This is a genomic window from Calditrichia bacterium (assembly GCA_020634975.1).
Classification (GTDB): domain Bacteria; phylum Calditrichota; class Calditrichia; order RBG-13-44-9; family J075; genus JACKAQ01.
In genome coordinates, this window is the sequence record JACKAQ010000003.1 from 1 (window position 1) to 16,730 (window position 16,730).

Here is a 16,730-nt window from a genome sequence, read left to right on the forward strand (position 1 = left end):
GAAAAGGGCGGAGCCAAACAACTGAATTGAATAGCATATTACCCAATCGCCTTTCAGGAGAGGGGGATTAAGGGGGTGAAGTCTGACAATCAGGGGTGTATTAAAACAATCACATATTCATCTAAAACATCCCAATTTCATTTACGGATCAACATGTTTTAATCTATCGAAGCGACAAACAAAACCCCTCCCTCGCAAACCACACAATAATACGACTTGCAAGGAAAAAATTAATTCTTCACTTTCTCGGAAAATATCATATTAAATTGATCCGTTTTGCGTCTTCACTGACAGGACGCAAACAACTTCTTGCGTGTGGATAATTAAGAAAGGAGAAAAATTATCATGAAGCGCAATATTTTGATGACTGGATTGTGTGCCGTGTTAATGCTGGTTGTACTGGGTGCTTGTTCAAAAGTTCCTCAAGAACAATTGACCGCAACGCAAACAGCCATCGAAGCGGCAAAGCAGGCTGAAGTACAGCGATATATGCCTGAAGATTTCAACGCTGTAATGGATAGCATGAATAGTGCAATGGCAGAAATTGAGGCTCAAAACGCCAAATTTTTCATGTCTCGCAGCTACGAAAAAGCGAACCGCCAATTGAGCCAAGCCATGGAAATGGCTAATAACATGACTCAGGAAACGGAAACCATGAAAGCGCGCTTTCAATCGGATGTGGCAGAATTAACGGATTTCCTCAAAACCGAGATTCAGGAAACCCGCGACTTAATTGCTCAGGCGCCAAAAGGCAAGGAAGGAAAAGCGGCACTGCAGGCAATGGAAGCGGAACTGGTCGATTTGGAAAATTCATTAATCCAGGTTACAACGCTGGTTGATTCAGGTGATTTTCTTGCGGCTTACGATAAATTGACTGCAGGAAAACAAAAAGTGCTCGAAATCCAGAATGAGTTGAATGTGGCTATCGCCAAACACAGTGGTAGTGGCAAAGTAAACCGGAATGCATCGCTGAATTAAGGGAAGCACCTAAAGCTAAACATAAAAGAACTTTGACACTTGTTTTATTAAGCTCCGGTCCGCGAATTGCGGCCGGGGCTTTTTTTCTGGACAAATCATTTTTTCGACTATCAAATATTATGAATATATGTTGGTCAAATGGTCAAACTGAAAACAGGCAATTGGATGTGGTTTTGGATGATCGGCGGAAGCGTAGCCATTTCCCTAGGCATGATATTTCTGCAGATTCCGGCAACTGCTCTGCCAGTTACGGCGGTTAACCAGTATCAGGCTGCGATGCGCGTTGCCGGGATTTTCAGGCACATCAATATGCACCTGATGAATTGCAGATGGCCGAATCCGAATGGCAAAAGCGATGGAGCTTTGGAAACTGGAAAATCAAAAATGGTTCTGGCAACGGGATTATTCAAGCGTGATTCAAACGCTGTCCACTGCCGCGACGCATGCTGAAATCGCCGGAAAAAGCAGCATACATCGCAAACAATCCATTATAGAAACGGTTAACAAACAATTGTCACGGATTTCCCTAAAAACCCGGTTTTTTGAAAAACAGTATGGCAATCTGCCATTAAGCAGGCAAATCAAAAAAAATCTGGGTCAAAGCGGGTTACTGCTTAACGAAGCAACATCAGCCATTGACCGGGGTGAAAACACCGTTGCCCAATCCCGGCTGGTTAAAAGCGAGGCTTTCATTGATCAGTCCATAACGGCATTGGAAAAACAATTAACCGGATATTTCGCAGGTCTTGCACAATGGCAAGTGTGGGTTAAAGACGCCATAAACCAGTCTAAACGCAATCGAGAGAATGTAATCATTATTGACAAAATGGCGCTGACGTGCAACATCTACAATGCCGGAAAATTGGTGTTTACTGCTCCGATTGAAATGGGACCCAACTGGATGGGTGATAAAATTCAGCGCGGAGACCGGAAAACACCTGAAGGCATTTATAGCATTAGCGACAAAAATCCGGGTCTCAAACAAGATATTACAAAGCATTGCTAATCAATTATCCGAACGAATTAGATCGCCGGAGATTTAATGCGGCAAAATCGACCGGGGATTTGTCACAAAAAGCGCAGATCGGCGGACTCATCGAAGTTCATGGGGACGGTGGCAAAGGGTTCCATTGGACAGACGGATGCATCGCCCTGACAAACACCGATATGGATCAGGTGTTTCAAAAAGCCTGGTCGGATGAGAATCGTTATTGTCGGTTCGCTTAAACCGATGAGCGCGTATTTCTCTAAAATTAATCTGTCTGTAAATTGAAAATTTGCACCATCGGAACAATGAAAATAGTAAAAACATGTTAGAAAATATCAGTCCGGTTGATCCGGAAAACCCATTACCGATACCCATCGAATCCCGTTCAGCTAATCCCATTCGAATTGGAAAAATGATGCTTTACGGCACCGGATGCGGCATTTGTTTGCTAATAATACTCATCGCATTTGCTTACCCATTACGGGAAATGTTGTTTTATTTAAGCCCCACCCAGCCCCTTACAGGTCCCGTTTCGGATGAAAACAGCATTCGCAAAGAAATTGTTGCCATACAAAAACGCATTGCTGTATTCGAAAAAAGAATACAACGATTAACGCCGAATAGGCCGTATCTGATTGTCAATACAATGGACAATTACTTTTATCTGAAAAAAGGCAGTGAAACCATTCGTGAAGGGCTTTGCTCGACCGGTAGTTACATTCTGCTAAAAAGCCACGACCAACGGGAATGGATTTTCAAAACACCTCGCGGCATGTTTCAGGTACAAAACAAATTAACGTCGCCCATTTGGCGAATGCCGGACTGGGCGTTTATTGAAGACGGTAAGCCTGTTCCACCGCCAAATGCCGCGGAACGGTTTGCCCGGGGTGTGCTGGGTGATTATGCGCTGTCAATCGGGCATGGCTACCTGATTCACGGGACGTTATATAAACGCTTTTTAGGCTTGCCGGTAACTCACGGATGCGTTCGGCTTAATGATGAGGACTTATACAGTGTATACCGTAATTTACAACCGGGTTCAAAAGTGTTTATCTACTAAACACACTTTTTTTCGAAACAGGTTCCCGGACAATCGTTTGAAAATTGCTTTTTTAGTGCCACTGTTGGTACCCGTTTTCGTCGGGTTCATTTGGGTAATCCTGTTGCCTTTCGTATATCCGGCACATGGTTTTTTTCAATCTGAAAACCCGTCAGCGCAAACCCACGTACTGCAGCAAAACACTGGTAATCCGTCTGAAACGGTTATCGATCATCAGATCCTGCGACAACTAAAGGAGTTAACGCATAAGGAAGCCTTTTGGAACGCGCGGATGAAATTATCCGGAAATGACTCCATTTCACTGTGTATCGATTTACAAAATAACCGGCTATGGCTGGAGGTTCTTGGTGTGAAGTTGCGGGAATCAGAAATAAAGGAAGCGGAAATTGATAATAATTTCCCTTACATCAGCCAAAATAGCGCATTTATGCAATGGCTCGCCAACCCATTTATATTACAACAGTCCTGTTCCACAACAGAAAAAACACCGGTAATCATCAAAAAAGCGCCAAAAGATACCATAGAAGCAAACCTGAACGATACCCAGCCGGTCGCTCCGGAAAAAGATGATGTTTTTTATCAATTGGAATTTTCCGGGAATTTGTATATCCGGATCAGCCAATCTCAACCGGCATCATTTTACGGAAACATTGAGCATTGCTTATTTACATTGTCTCAGGTATTTTCCGAATCGCTACGAACGGTTGGAGCAGTATTGCGATTGGAAATACCCATGCATCCATTGAAGATACATCTTGTTCTCGACAGAGAAGAAGCGAGAGCCATTTATCGCGCGCTCCCGGATAATGCTGCACTGGCAATCCAGTTTCCAGTTTACCAATAAAAGGAACCGATTTGCGGCGGGACAATGCCGAAGCATCTGAATTTTGTATGATCTATCAAAAAGTAATACTACATCAGCACCAACAAATGGGTATTGTGGTAGGTTAAGTGACTTAATATGCCCTATCTGGGTCAGGTAACCTGAGAGCCATCCGACTCAGATTGCATAACAATTTTATGCTGGAACTCATCAAACTTGAACGGTTTGCTCAAATAATCATTCATTCCGGCGTTCAAACATTTTTCCCGGTCGCCCTCAAGAGCGTTGGCTGTCAAAGCAACAATTCTCAGGGAATCAAAAGCGGTATCATTTCGGATTTGACGCGTCGCTTCAATGCCATCCATTTCCGGCATCTGAACATCCATTAACACCAGATCGTATTGTTGCCGCTGTATAGCTTCCAATACTTCCAGTCCGTTGCTCACCAGATCTGCATTGTATCCCATTTTTGACAGGATTCTCAGAATCAGTTTTTGATTAATTTGATTGTCTTCCGCAACCAGAATTTTTAATGGATACTTCTCAAATAAATGGGTATCAAGCGTTACGGGTTGTATACTTTTTTTGCGGATGATCGATTTCTTCCTGCTCAACATAAGCTTCAACGCAGTATACAACCTGTCCATCTTAATAGGTTTTTGAACAAATTCGGTGTTGGCATTGTCCAGAAAACGGGAAATTTCCGAAGATATATCCAGTGAACTCAATAATATAGTAGGAATGGATCGTTTACTATATTGCCATATCTGTTCTGTTAATGTGACACCATCAACGTCTGGCATCTGGTAATCCATCAGGATAATATCAAAATGCTGTCCGGATTCAACAATTGCCATTGCTGCTGTATTATCGCTTGCGATATGGGGTACAAGTTGCCACTTGTTGCATTGCATGGCAAGTATACGGCAATTGGTCTGGTTATCATCCACAATCAAAACCTGTTTGCCTTTAATTACGTCCGGAATGTGAATGTCTTCCGGTTGATGCTGAGATACCACCGTCATCTGAACGCTAAAAGTAAAGACAGAACCGATACCCGGTGTACTCTTAACACCGATATTTCCGCCCATTAGCTGAACCAATTTGGAGCAAATTGCCAACCCCAAACCGCTGCCACCAAAACGCCTGTTAATCGATGAATCTGCTTGCGCAAAGGCATCAAAAATTTTGGTAATCTGACTGTCGGTTATGCCAATTCCCGTATCCTTGATAGAAAACTCAAGTGTTGCAATATTGTTGTCTATTTCAACTCGTGAGATGGATATCAGGATTTCACCTTCTGCGGTAAACTTGATGGCGTTACCGACAAGATTAAACAAAACCTGCCGGAGACGGGTGGCATCGCCACGCAAGATTGCAGGCACATCGGATTCGATGATATTTAACAAATCAAGGTTTTTGTTCTTTATCGACGGAGCCAACAGGTCTATCACTTCATCAACCATACCTTTAAGATTAAAATCGTGTTCCTCAAGTCTCAGTTTGCCTGAGTCTATCTTGGAGAAATCCAGAATATCATTTATTATGGACAGCAGGGTTTCCCCACTAACACGTATGGTTTCTACACATTCCTTTTGCTCACAGTCCAAGGGCGTTTCAGAAAGCAGGCTGGTCATGCCGATGACCCCATTCATCGGGGTTCGGATTTCATGACTCATCGTTGCCAGAAAATCGGTTTTTGCCTTTATTGCAATTTCTGCATTGTCACGGGCTTCCCGTAAATCATTTACCATTGCGTTAAACGAAGACGCCAACATGCCAAATTCATCTTGTGAATCAATACTTACTTTGGCATTCAAATTCCCGTTCCCGACATCGGAAAAGGCCTCGGTCAGTTTGTTGATCGGTTTGGATATACTTGTTGCAAAGAAATACCCCAAAAGCACAGACAAAACCGCCCCGATCAAAATGGTAAGCCAGTTCATCAAAAATGCTGTTTCGGTTGACTGATTCGCTCGAATTTCGCCCTGGGTGAGCAGCCGGTTTTCGTAGTTTATGGCATTGTTGATAGATTCAAGGATATCTTCCTCAATTTCCTCGATTTCTTCTTTGATCGCTAAAACCTCGTCCCCTGAGAGAAGAAATATTTGTGGGTTAATTTTCCGGGAGATGGTACTTCTCAATGAGTCAATATGCAGGTTTATACCGGTTATGTGCAAAACCTGGGTTTCGTTTTCAGCATTTGACCGGTATAATGCCAGTAAAGTATCCAACTCTCCTGCGGTTTCCTGATATTCCGCAATTTCTTCTATCAGCATTTCCCGGGCAGAAGCTTCATCTTCATCACTCTCATCAATGTCTTCATTCAAAGCTTCCGGTGCAAAATCCATATAAAACAAACTTATGTCTGAAGAGCGTTGTTCATCAAGCCATTCACTTAAAACGGCATCATCCTGGCTTTTCTCAATTATCAGAATACCACTGATAACCGATTCCATCATTCGCATGCAATGGCTTTCAATATCATTAAGCAACATAACACGCGGCATTAGTTTGTTGGAAATCCGGTTTAAATTACCAATCACCTCTTCCCGGAAAATATGATTGTTAACACTGATTAAAATGTTAATAACTGTAAATACCAGAAATGCGATAACCAGCTTTTTTTTAAGATTCATATCTTACAATACTCCAAAAATTCAATCCGGTGTTTCATCACCATTTAGTGAAAATTCTATAGAAAATTGGGCAATGATACGGTATGTATCCGCAGGAGATGACACACCGATGGGTATAGCAAATCCAAATTCATACGAACCATAAGTGCTAATGATACCCGGTGTAACATATATTTCTGCAATTTCATCCGCTGTTATCCAGTTCAGTTCTGTCGAAACACAAAATGTTCTGAACGGATAAATTATCCCGCTATTCATAAATATACCGGGCGCATCATCCGTTTCTGATGTTAGGGATATTTCACCGCCAACTTGCGTAAATATATGCGCATCATTTAGCCAGTTTAAATCCATTGCTGCAATAACATAGGGTTCAACTGCCGGATCATCTTCATTAATGCCATCAGTTCCGCCGGTCGGCAGTTGCAAATCCAACCCAACCGCCGACTGTATGTTGCGATGCCCCGGACTCAAGAAGCGCCATTTTGTTCCAATTTCAACATCACCGGGTCCGGATATATTTCCGGATAAGCTATTTTCTTGATGGACATATCCCATCCAGGAAAACTCAATCTGCCAACTGTCTGAGAGGCCATATTCAATCGCAACCGGTGAGCTGAGCAGGTTTACCGGTCTGCTATTCTGTAGGTTAGGAGAGATGGTAAATTGTAATTCACCGCTTTCCTGCGGATAAACCAATTCGGATTGAAACACATCCTGGATTAATTGCTCCGGATGTGTTTGGGCAAACAGAAATGTGGAGCAGCATAAAAGCAAATAGTGTAACGTTCGATATAACATATTCATCCCTGAATAAGGTAAAATAAAATTATGCTGTTTATTAATACAATAGCCGGAAAGCATCCGGTTATTTAGGAAAATCTGCAAAAAAACTGCAAACTGTTATTGGGTGTAATTATCGAATCAAAATATTCGTACTTTAGCGAAAATGATGTAAGGTAAACAGCGGTATTATGGACATTCCCGCAATTTTTAAGCGGAATCCATAAATCTTGAGCGAGTGGATACCTGATATAAGCATTTTGACATGACAAACCCGCTGGAATTTACCTATTGCATAAACTATTGATACGTGAAAAAACACAAGAAAAGCGATCCTGACGAAATTCTCTATCATTTTTAACCGCAAATTTTTGCAAATTTACACGAATGAATCATCAACAATCCCCGAAAATTTGTTTCAATTGCGGTTTAAACAAAAAAGCGCCTTGTTTTATCAACAAACCGTATTCCCAACTCAATTCACGGATAAATAAACCGGACATTTCTACCCCCTCGAAAAGACAAAAAACCACCACTTGCACCAGACAAAAAGTTACTGTAACTTAAACCAGTACTTGGAAACATTAAAAAATACCATCATACAAAACCAATTCAATTAAAAAGATGTTAAGCATAAACTGTAATTGGCACAGTGACACATAGAATCAGGAAGAAATATTACAGCAACCTTTTCTTATTACATCATCATTTAAGATTTTTACAAAACACCTTTGTGTCCTTCTGTGCTTCTGAGGCTAAAACGCGTAACTCAGTTATATAATTTAGATGAAAGCTGTGATAATTTCCATATTCCTAAAATAGAACTGTGCAGACGCTTATTAATCAAGACCGGTGAAACGACAGAAAGCGGTAAAAGCTATGACTGAAATGATTGAACGTATCGTCAAAATGCTGGTGGACAATCCGGAAGAAGTAGCCATAAAAGAAGTTGTTGGCAACAATGTCAGGATTTATGAATTGAAAGTAGCCAAATCCGATTTTGGGAAAGTAATCGGCAAACACGGTCAAACAATCGGCGCCATCCGGATATTGCTAACTGCAGCATCCGCGGCAAAAGACCGCCACCGCTGTATACTTGAAATTATTGAATAACAAACCAGAAAAACAACTGTAGCCGGGTCCTTCCCCAATAAAAGCCCCCCTAAATTATTTTAAATAAGCCCGGCTGCAGTATTATTTTAGGTAGTAGTCAGAAATGTCCGGTTTCAAATTTGCGTAGCGCCAAAACAAACTCAATTCTGCACGCAGGGCATGTCATTCCAGCAATCTTAAAGCGGTAATCCATAAATCTTGAGCAAGTGGTTGCCTGATAAAAGCCTTCAAAAAATGCCAACCTGAACCACAAAAAAAAGCCCCGAACAAATGCTTTCACCTGTTCGGGGCTTGATAAATGTATTGCTTAACCAAACGTTATTACTTCAACAAAATCATACGCTTGACCAGGTTTATCCTATCACCTTTCAATTGATATAAATAAAACCCGGAGGGTAAATGCGACGCATCGAATACCACCTCATGAACACCACTTTCCAATCGATCTGCAACCAATGTTTCGACGCGTTTTCCGGTAATATCAAATACTTCCAACCGGATATCCGATGCCACCGGCAATTCAAAAGAAATGGTTGTTGTGGGGTTAAATGGATTTGGATAATTCTGGGATAATGCAAACCCGGATGATACTGTTTCACCACCCCGATCATCGATCCCTGTAACGGTGCTGATAAGGTAACCATATCCGGATGCATCGGTAAACAGCGGGTCGGTATTACCGGATTGGCTCTGGATATTGGCAACCTCATAGTTCGATTTGGAAACCCAACTATATTGGATATAAACTTCTTCGCTGCTGGAAATAACAGATCCATTTAAGATCGTCTTGTTAATTGTTTTGACATCGTCCCGGATCCGCAAACATTCAAAATCACCGATATCCAGTTGCACCGTTCCCCAGGCATCAACCAACGTAACGGTTGAGTCAATACTTAAGAAATAAAAGGATGTATCAGGACCTAAGAATGTCGTATCGCTGCTGACTTCCGTCCATGTATCATTAAAATTAAGCGGCAATGGTGATACGGAATTATCGTCATAGGAAAAGATAGTTGTATCCATCGGCGGGTTTGTTTGCGAAAAAACAGAGGCAAACCCAATGTTGGAAATAGAGGAACTGGCAACTTCCAGATATCCGTAAAATTCAAATGAGTTGCCCGGATCAGGGTCGAGATCGGTAACATGTTGCACAAAATTCGCTTGCGGAAAGCTGTCCGCATATGCCGTTTGTCCGGGAGATAAAAATTCCGATCGGTAAATTAACGTGTCCTGAACATCCATCGACCGGAAATCCCAGATCTGGTTTGCGCCGGGCAAGCCCACATTTACCGGAATGCTAAACCGTTCATCTTCGATACTTACCTGGGATGTGCCGATTAAACCGAGAATATCGCTGGATGTAATGGTTATCTGTGCAAATCCAACCGTTGAGAAACTATAAACCATCAAAAACGCAACAAGCCACATATTCGCTTTGTAAAATTTTTTCATATTACCTCCGTTCAGATTAAAATTAATAAGCCAGGTTTACAATAATAAATGATGTTACACGCTGATAACGAATTAGCATCCTGTCTAGCACAGAGCGCGTATCGAAGGATGCGGTTGTTTACCGGAATTCCGCACCCTTCGATACGCCCCATTGGGGCTACTCAGGATGCTGGTTTGTTTTGATTCACGGCGTAACAGCTGTTAAATAACAGCTGTTACGCATTTTGATCAAACTGTTTGAAAATATTCAGACGTAGCGGAAAACATGTTTCAGTTGCGAAACGCATGTATGCGTTCCCTACCAACAAAACGTCTGCTATTGTAGGATTCGCACATGTGCGAACCGCAGTTTCGTGACCGCGTAACGTCAGATAATAAAACATCTCCACTGTTCCGGTGACAGAATTAGCCAAATTTTCCGTGCTTTTTCCGGAATGGTGAATAGTTACGTGACCTCAGTAAACTAAGTTGCTGAATAAAAATCGGAATTGACACTTGTCACTATTTCAGTGAGATATCAAAAGAAATCGCGGTTTGTCAGATTAAATTTTAATTTAACAAATTTCCACACCAGTCATTCCTGCAATTTTTTTAGCGGGAACCTATTTATTTTCAATACTTTGGATGCCCGATAAAAGCGTGCGGGCATGACCCGAAATTTACAAACCATTATTGTTCTGAATTTATTGTGTGCACTAAATTTCTTTTTTAAAGTTGTTAGCCCGCAGATATGCTTAACCTATGGTATCAGCAGTGCTTTTTCTCTTTTTACTGCTCAATTGTTACGTTCGTTCGTAATGAAGTATCACTATTCCACTGTCGCAAGTAATTGATTTTTTGAGCTTTAACGATTGCCAGTTTTCTATCTCTCCAAAAGCAGCAACGCCTTTCCCAATGGCAATGGGATTGATAAAAAAGTGAAATTCGTCAATCAGTTCCTGCTTGATTAACGAAGCGACAAATGAACTGCCACCATATACGATAATGTCTTTACCATCCTGATGTTTCAGTTTATGGATTTCGTCTGCCAGGTTTCCTGTTGCAAGCTCTGTATTTTCCCACGGTGATGTTTCAAGTGTCTTCGTAAAAACAATTTTCTTTTGGTTGGCTTTGATTTTAGCTACTTCATGCATTGGATCTTCCGGATGTTTATAGGCATCAAGCCAATAGGGTAGATAGTCAACGGCTAATTTTCTACCGATTATTTCAGTGTCTGCTGAGTTAGCCAGGTCAAGAACATACTGTCTTATTTCGTCCCAAGCCCAGGTTACCCATTTCTGTTCGTCATTTGGTCCTGTCGAATTAAACCCGTCAAGCGTAACCTGCATTTGTAATTTCAATTTTCTCATCATCTTGTTTGCCTGTTTATTGTCTGTTTTATATCATTGTTACCGGTTCCTATTTATTTAATTCACCCAGTTTTTCAACCTTCTTCAGCCATTGTTGACGAAACTCATCTGTTGAAAGTCGTATAGGTCCAATTGGTGTTATTTTTACAGACTTTACTCCGATAAAATTCATTGTCAGTTTTTTCATCGCGCTATGTGACGGACTTTTGTAAATCAATCTATAATACCAATTTGGCTGGTCCATTGTGCAAATTAGTCGAGCTGTTTTTCCATTAAAATATTTGTCCCACCATACTGAACCTTCTCTTTTTTTAAATGCAAATCCAGGTAATAAAACTCTGTCTAGAAATCCTTTCATAATTGCAGGCACAGAACCCCACCAAACTGGATAAACCCAAACTATATGGTCAGCCCATTTTAGTTTTTCTTGGGCTTCTAATAAGTCAGGTTCAAGTTCTGTTCGTTTTCTGTAACCAAATTGGAGGTTAGGATTGAAATTTAATTCCCTGATCCTGATTTCTTTTACTTCAGCAGACGATTTTTTTGCGCCGTTCCTGTATGCTTCAGAAAGTCCATAATTGAAGCTTTCTTTATCGGGGTGGCCGTTTATAATCAGAATTTTCTTTTTATTCATATAGCAATTGTTGTGCTTTCGAAATTTTATTTAAAATTGTTTGTCAAATGAGGATTCGAACATTGCATGTATCCCGAATGAAATTACCTTTACTTGATTAAGCTTATGCCGAATGTATCGAGAAAACATTGACGGTTCAATACATTATTCTGGGCTATTTTGAAATTTGCCTTATAATTTAGAATCTTTGTTCCAGATATGCTGTAATTTCCCACAATGATCACGGCGCCATACTGAAATTTGACACGTAATCCTCTCTTAAACGAATAAACCACTTTGCGCAGGAAAACAACGAAGCATCCGGGTTTTATGTTACCCATCGAATGGCGACACAACCTGACTGCGATTTGGCATACACTATCTGCCAATATTTCATGCCCCAATGCAATTGGTAAACAGCTACATCGCAATTGCTGCTTGCCCGGCTATCATAGCTCCTCGCTCGGGTGCAAAATAGAGCAGCTACCCCGTAAATGCGGGACTTCCGGTTGTAACAAATTAGTGCCCGGGTGCAATTGTGAACAGCTACTTCATAATGGCAATACGCCCGGCATACCAGGATATCCGTCTATATTTAGGTGGGGATTACTACGAAACACCAAAATCGATAACGATCTAACGAAATTTTCCACAACAAATTGCAAAATTGAAATGGGCAACACTTTTGCAAAATCATTTATTGCGAAATTCATTCGACTTGTTTTTAAATTTATTATACCACCAGATGATCAGGGGTGTGTAAAGACAATAGGTAATACCACCAACAATCGAAGCCCAAATAAACGACACCTGATTGAAAACCAAGGTAAGTGCAATTGAAAGCAACGGCACGGAAAACATAATTAGTAATCGTTGTTTTTGGGATTTGGTATAAAAAATCTCGTATTCGTTAAGCTGTAATTCCAACTTGATGGTGTAGGCTCTATGGTAAAACAAAAACAGCACAAGATAAAGGGCAAAGGCAACAAAACCATAGTAAATCATCAAATAGGGTACCTGGTTTCCTTGAATGTTTACGGCAATATCTGTACTGAAAAAAAAGTTGGTTAGAAAAAGCGTTAAAAAGCGTAACGGATACACATAAAAAATTACCAATGCAATAAACAATGTATTTAAGACAGTCAGCTTTGTGTCATTCAGGGAGTATATCTCCGAAAATCCCAAATGTTCGTTCCAAATCAAAATAATAAATGAGATGCTGATTAAAAAAGCGGGCAGCGTTTTAGTAAAAACCAGCAAGTCGCCAAATGAATTGGGATTCGATAAATTGAAAATCAACAGCGTTATGGCGATGCCAAATACAGCGTCAGTCAAATTGTCCAGTCGTGACGCATTTTCACCCCGGTAATTGATTCTTGGGTCGTGTTGTTTGTTCTTATATACCGCATTTCTCATATTCAGTCTATCTGTTTAACACGTTGCAAGGTTCATCTGTTTTTTATCCGAAGAACATAATATGTTGGGTTGCAGCATTCACAATTTTCATATTCCCGTATTTTTATTGAATTGCCGGATCTGAACAATCGCAATTTATCTTTCGGGAGCGATGCGCTGCACTTTAAGTTGTTCGGCAACGTGATCCAGTTTGCTAATCTTCTCATTTAGTCGGCTGCGCAAACTCGCTGCGGATTCGGATGACCCATCCCTTTTGGCCAACCAGTCCAGATTTCTTTCAACCATCCCATATGCAATTCGCAAATTCCCGATCGCATCCAGATCATTTTGCGTTTTGATGATTTCAATCAGTTCTTTCTCAATTGCCGGAATCATTTCCCGGGAGGGATGAAAGCGCATTTTATACATATTCACAATCGCCAAATGGTTCACCGGCGAAGGATGCCCCGGCAGCAATTGTTTGGCGCGATAATATTCGATGGACACATCTTCATCTCTCGGTATCCGGTTGAAATATTCCTTCCCCCAAAACTTGCTGTTCCCCAGCATGATGTGCGCAAACGCGCGATTCATGCTGTCCTGCCGATAGGCATTTTTATCGAGGTAGTTTTGAAAAGAATTGGCACTCAGCCGGTAGTTGCCTGCCATGTATTGCACAATACCCTGCGCCAGTTTTACAACGCCCTGCAGATCTTCAAATTGTTTTTTGGTATCCAGAACGGTGTGGCGAATCCAGCCGGTTTTGCCGCTGCGGGTGCTGATTTTCGTCCAGTCGTTTTGTTTATCGATCAAATAATACGTATCGCCCATTTGCAATTGTCCGGTGGATGGCGCATTGAGATCCGGCGATTCCCGAAGCGTAACCGTTTGCCGGTAAAACCGGCTGAGGTCTTTCAACGTTTGCATGGGCAACCGGAGTGGCGCAAAGTTCACCTGCAATGTTGGGATGGCTGCTTTTAGCGTATCGCGGCTGTATTGATCGGGGATCATCAACCCGAATGCGGATACGGGGAATTCTTCCCGGGGCACCAATCGCAAATGCGGATGCAGCCAAACGTCCGTGCTGTCCTCGTAAAATTCGCCCCAAATAACCACCAGCGCATTCTGGTTCAGCGCTTCTTCGTGTATGCGTTTCGGCGTCAATTCGATGCGTGTTTCGGTCTGTCGCAGGTTAATCACGCCAACGCTCGTCACGCCTTCGATAGTGCCGAGTACCTGTTGCGCAATGATCTGGGAAATATCCCTGCCCCAATCGCTCAACTGCGGCGAGTCAAACTCCAGCACCAGAATTTTGTGTTTGACCCCCTGCAATCGCGGTGGTCCGCCGATCCGGGAAATGTCGCCCGCAACGGCGCTGCAGCAAAAGGCTAACAATAAAACGAGATGTAAATATTTGTTTTTCATTACGAAATGCCTGTCAACAATTTTATTAGGTATAACCGTTACACTTCGACTTCGCTCAGTGTGACATTGGTTTTCGTCATCAGCAAAGTCCGCGGTTGTTTTCCCGAGCGAAATCGTCCGTTGTCGTCATCAGCAAAGTCCGCGGTTGTCGTCCTGAGCGAAGTCGAAGGACAAAATAACATTAAATTCATAGACAGAATACCAACTACATTCGATCTCAAAACGGCGTAATTTCCCCGGCGATGTTGTTTGCGTCCAGTTCGTCCAAACGCCGTTGCAGCACCGGTTTGAATTCCGCCGGAATTGCGTCCAAAGTTTTGGCGTGCAAAAAGCAATCGCGGGCCCGCTGCACGTTTCCGTTTCGCAAATAGTGATTGCCCAGCACAAAAGACGAAAACGCCAGATACGCTGGATTCACTTTTGCGTCCGGCTGAAACAGCTCGAACACATCATTTTTGTAAGTGATGGGGCTGTAACCGGTCACGTTGTCGTTTTCAAGCGCGGTAAATGTGATCACCGATTGCAACGCCTCGTTCCCGCCCTGCAACATGCCCCAAATAATGCCCGGCGCGTTCAGCCGTTTGCCAAATGAGGTTGCAGCGTTCGGGGCGCTCACCGAAAGCCCGTCGCAACGCAGCACGCTGATGTCCGTTTCATCCAGCAAATTGTAGCTCTCCAAATGGTTTCGAATACCGCGATCGAGCTGGTAATTCAGCCCGTTCAAAAACGGATCGACAACGGATTCATCCATCCCCACCGGTTTTAAATCGAACATAAATAATGTGATAGCATCTGTCTGGTTACTGGCGCAGGCGTCCAGTTTCGGGAAATATTCGGCATACACATCAGAGGTCAGCACGACAGCCCACTCCGTCGGATCGACCTGCCCGTTGGCAAAAGACACCGGTTTGGCAAATGTGCCGTAACCATCGCGGGTTACGGTCAGCTCCCATATTGCACCGTCATCCAGCAGCGATTGCACTTTACCCCATTCGAAAGCCAGGCTGAACGAGCCGTCCTGCCGAGACTGGCTGCGAACCAGATATTTCGATTCGCCGAATGATGATATCAGCGTAACAACTGCGTCGCTGATCGGTTTCTCGTTGATATCGCTGAGCACCAACCCGGACAGCTGCCCGATTTCCGCGCGCGGCTGCGAATTCGAATTCGATATCGCAATTGCCGGCGAATCCGTACCGCTGCCGCTGGTGCTGTCCGAAACGCTAAAAATGAAATCACCGCGATCCAGCGCTGCATCGTAAATTTTCCCGTATTGCGGATGCTGGCGATTCTGGCTGTAATGAATCACCCGGTCTTTCAAAAACAAACCGAGTTCGGTTCCGGTCAGATAACCGTCTTTTGGCGCTGTATCGGCGTCGCCGTTGAGCGCCCGCAAAAATTGCTGTTTGAAAATGCTCACATCCGGCACGGTTTCGTTGGCATCGCCGGCGGTGATAAATTGTCGAACCGGCTCTTTCGCCGCATTCAATACGGTTGCAGAGGGTGAACCGCGCATCGTCGAAAACATCGAGCCGGAAAAACAGCTGTCAAAAATGAACAGCACATGTTTGGACTCGATGCGCCGGGAATAATTGAAAAACGCGTCCATATCCAGCGCACCCTGTTTGAAATTGGCACGTTTCACCGGATCATCTTCATCCGGTTCGGGCGGCATCGGCGCATCCGCCGGAATGATATAACCCATGTTGATGCCCTGCGCCAATTCCATACTGTGACCGTGTCCGGCAAAATAAAACAGCAAGCGGTTTTGGGGATCAGTGCCTTTTAAATTGACAAATTCGCCAATGGCGGCTTCGAGGGTGGATTTATCTGGATTTTCCAGCAGTTGCACCTCGAAACCCTGTGCTTCCAGCGCGACGCGAACTTCCAGCGCATCGTTCAGCGCGTTTGCCAGATCCCGCCAGCCATTTGTGTAATCGCTGACGCCGACAACCAGCGCGTAACTGTTCGAATACAGAGGCTGGTTGCTGCCGTCCGACGCAAGAAAAATTGGTTCCGCTCCGCGCGATTGGGCAAAAATCTGGCTGGTAAATAAAAGAATAGCAAAAAAATACTTATTCATCGGTTGAACCGTTTCATTTTTTCATCTTT

14 protein-coding genes are annotated in these 16,730 nt (G+C 42.9%); 6 read left to right on the plus strand and 8 right to left on the minus strand.

Annotated elements, in window-relative coordinates:
• Window positions 1-345: 345 nt before the first annotated feature.
• The 5 genes from H6629_17715 to H6629_17735 all read left to right on the plus strand — a co-directional run bounded on the left by H6629_17715 (window position 346) and on the right by H6629_17735 (window position 3,870).
• Window positions 346-978 (plus strand): hypothetical protein, encoded by a 633-nt coding sequence (locus tag H6629_17715; protein ID MCB9069625.1) that lies wholly within the window; start codon window positions 346-348, stop codon window positions 976-978.
• 343 nt (window positions 979-1,321) lie between these two features.
• The gene (locus H6629_17720; GenBank protein ID MCB9069626.1) at window positions 1,322-1,984 is read left to right on the plus strand and encodes a hypothetical protein; all 663 of its coding nucleotides are present in this window, start codon (window positions 1,322-1,324) and stop codon (window positions 1,982-1,984) included.
• Window positions 1,978-2,205 (plus strand): hypothetical protein, encoded by a 228-nt coding sequence (locus H6629_17725; protein MCB9069627.1) that lies wholly within the window; start codon window positions 1,978-1,980, stop codon window positions 2,203-2,205. Before H6629_17720 ends, H6629_17725 begins: the two co-directional genes overlap by 7 nt.
• An 83-nt stretch (window positions 2,206-2,288) precedes the next feature.
• Window positions 2,289-3,026: a L,D-transpeptidase gene (locus H6629_17730; GenBank protein ID MCB9069628.1), complete on the plus strand. Its 738-nt coding sequence runs from the start codon at window positions 2,289-2,291 to the stop codon at window positions 3,024-3,026.
• A gap of 271 nt (window positions 3,027-3,297) precedes the next feature.
• Entirely contained in the window at window positions 3,298-3,870 is a 573-nt protein-coding gene (locus H6629_17735) for a hypothetical protein (GenBank protein MCB9069629.1), read from the plus strand.
• 131 nt (window positions 3,871-4,001) lie between these two features.
• Here the strand turns inward: H6629_17735 and H6629_17740 are convergent, their stop codons facing one another.
• Together H6629_17740 and H6629_17745 are read right to left on the minus strand one after the other, a co-directional pair.
• A complete protein-coding gene (locus H6629_17740) occupies window positions 4,002-6,488 on the minus strand; it encodes a response regulator (GenBank protein MCB9069630.1) in 2,487 nt (828 codons plus the stop codon).
• Window positions 6,489-6,509: 21 nt separating this feature from the next.
• A complete protein-coding gene (locus H6629_17745; GenBank protein ID MCB9069631.1) occupies window positions 6,510-7,352 on the minus strand; it encodes a hypothetical protein in 843 nt (280 codons plus the stop codon).
• A gap of 798 nt (window positions 7,353-8,150) precedes the next feature.
• Here H6629_17745 and H6629_17750 point away from each other — a divergent pair.
• Window positions 8,151-8,384 carry a KH domain-containing protein gene (locus tag H6629_17750; protein ID MCB9069632.1) on the plus strand — a complete coding sequence of 78 codons (234 nt, stop codon included), beginning with the start codon at window positions 8,151-8,153 and terminating at the stop codon, window positions 8,382-8,384.
• Window positions 8,385-8,705: 321 nt separating this feature from the next.
• On the opposite strand, the gene H6629_17755 is transcribed toward H6629_17750, so the two are convergent.
• The 6 genes from H6629_17755 to H6629_17780 form a co-directional block, all read right to left on the minus strand.
• Window positions 8,706-9,836 (minus strand): T9SS type A sorting domain-containing protein, encoded by a 1,131-nt coding sequence (locus H6629_17755; GenBank protein ID MCB9069633.1) that lies wholly within the window; start codon window positions 9,834-9,836, stop codon window positions 8,706-8,708.
• 782 nt (window positions 9,837-10,618) lie between these two features.
• The gene (locus tag H6629_17760) at window positions 10,619-11,185 is read right to left on the minus strand and encodes a dihydrofolate reductase family protein (GenBank protein ID MCB9069634.1); all 567 of its coding nucleotides are present in this window, start codon (window positions 11,183-11,185) and stop codon (window positions 10,619-10,621) included.
• A 49-nt stretch (window positions 11,186-11,234) separates the two neighbouring features.
• Window positions 11,235-11,819: an NAD(P)H-dependent oxidoreductase gene (locus H6629_17765; GenBank protein MCB9069635.1), complete on the minus strand. Its 585-nt coding sequence runs from the start codon at window positions 11,817-11,819 to the stop codon at window positions 11,235-11,237.
• A gap of 672 nt (window positions 11,820-12,491) precedes the next feature.
• Window positions 12,492-13,214: a DUF1211 domain-containing protein gene (locus H6629_17770; GenBank protein ID MCB9069636.1), complete on the minus strand. Its 723-nt coding sequence runs from the start codon at window positions 13,212-13,214 to the stop codon at window positions 12,492-12,494.
• Between the two features lie 135 nt (window positions 13,215-13,349).
• Window positions 13,350-14,618, minus strand: coding sequence for an SH3 domain-containing protein (locus tag H6629_17775; GenBank protein MCB9069637.1), 1,269 nt, complete (start codon window positions 14,616-14,618; stop codon window positions 13,350-13,352).
• 217 nt (window positions 14,619-14,835) lie between these two features.
• A complete protein-coding gene (locus tag H6629_17780; GenBank protein MCB9069638.1) occupies window positions 14,836-16,701 on the minus strand; it encodes a caspase family protein in 1,866 nt (621 codons plus the stop codon).
• Window positions 16,702-16,730 lie beyond the last annotated feature (29 nt).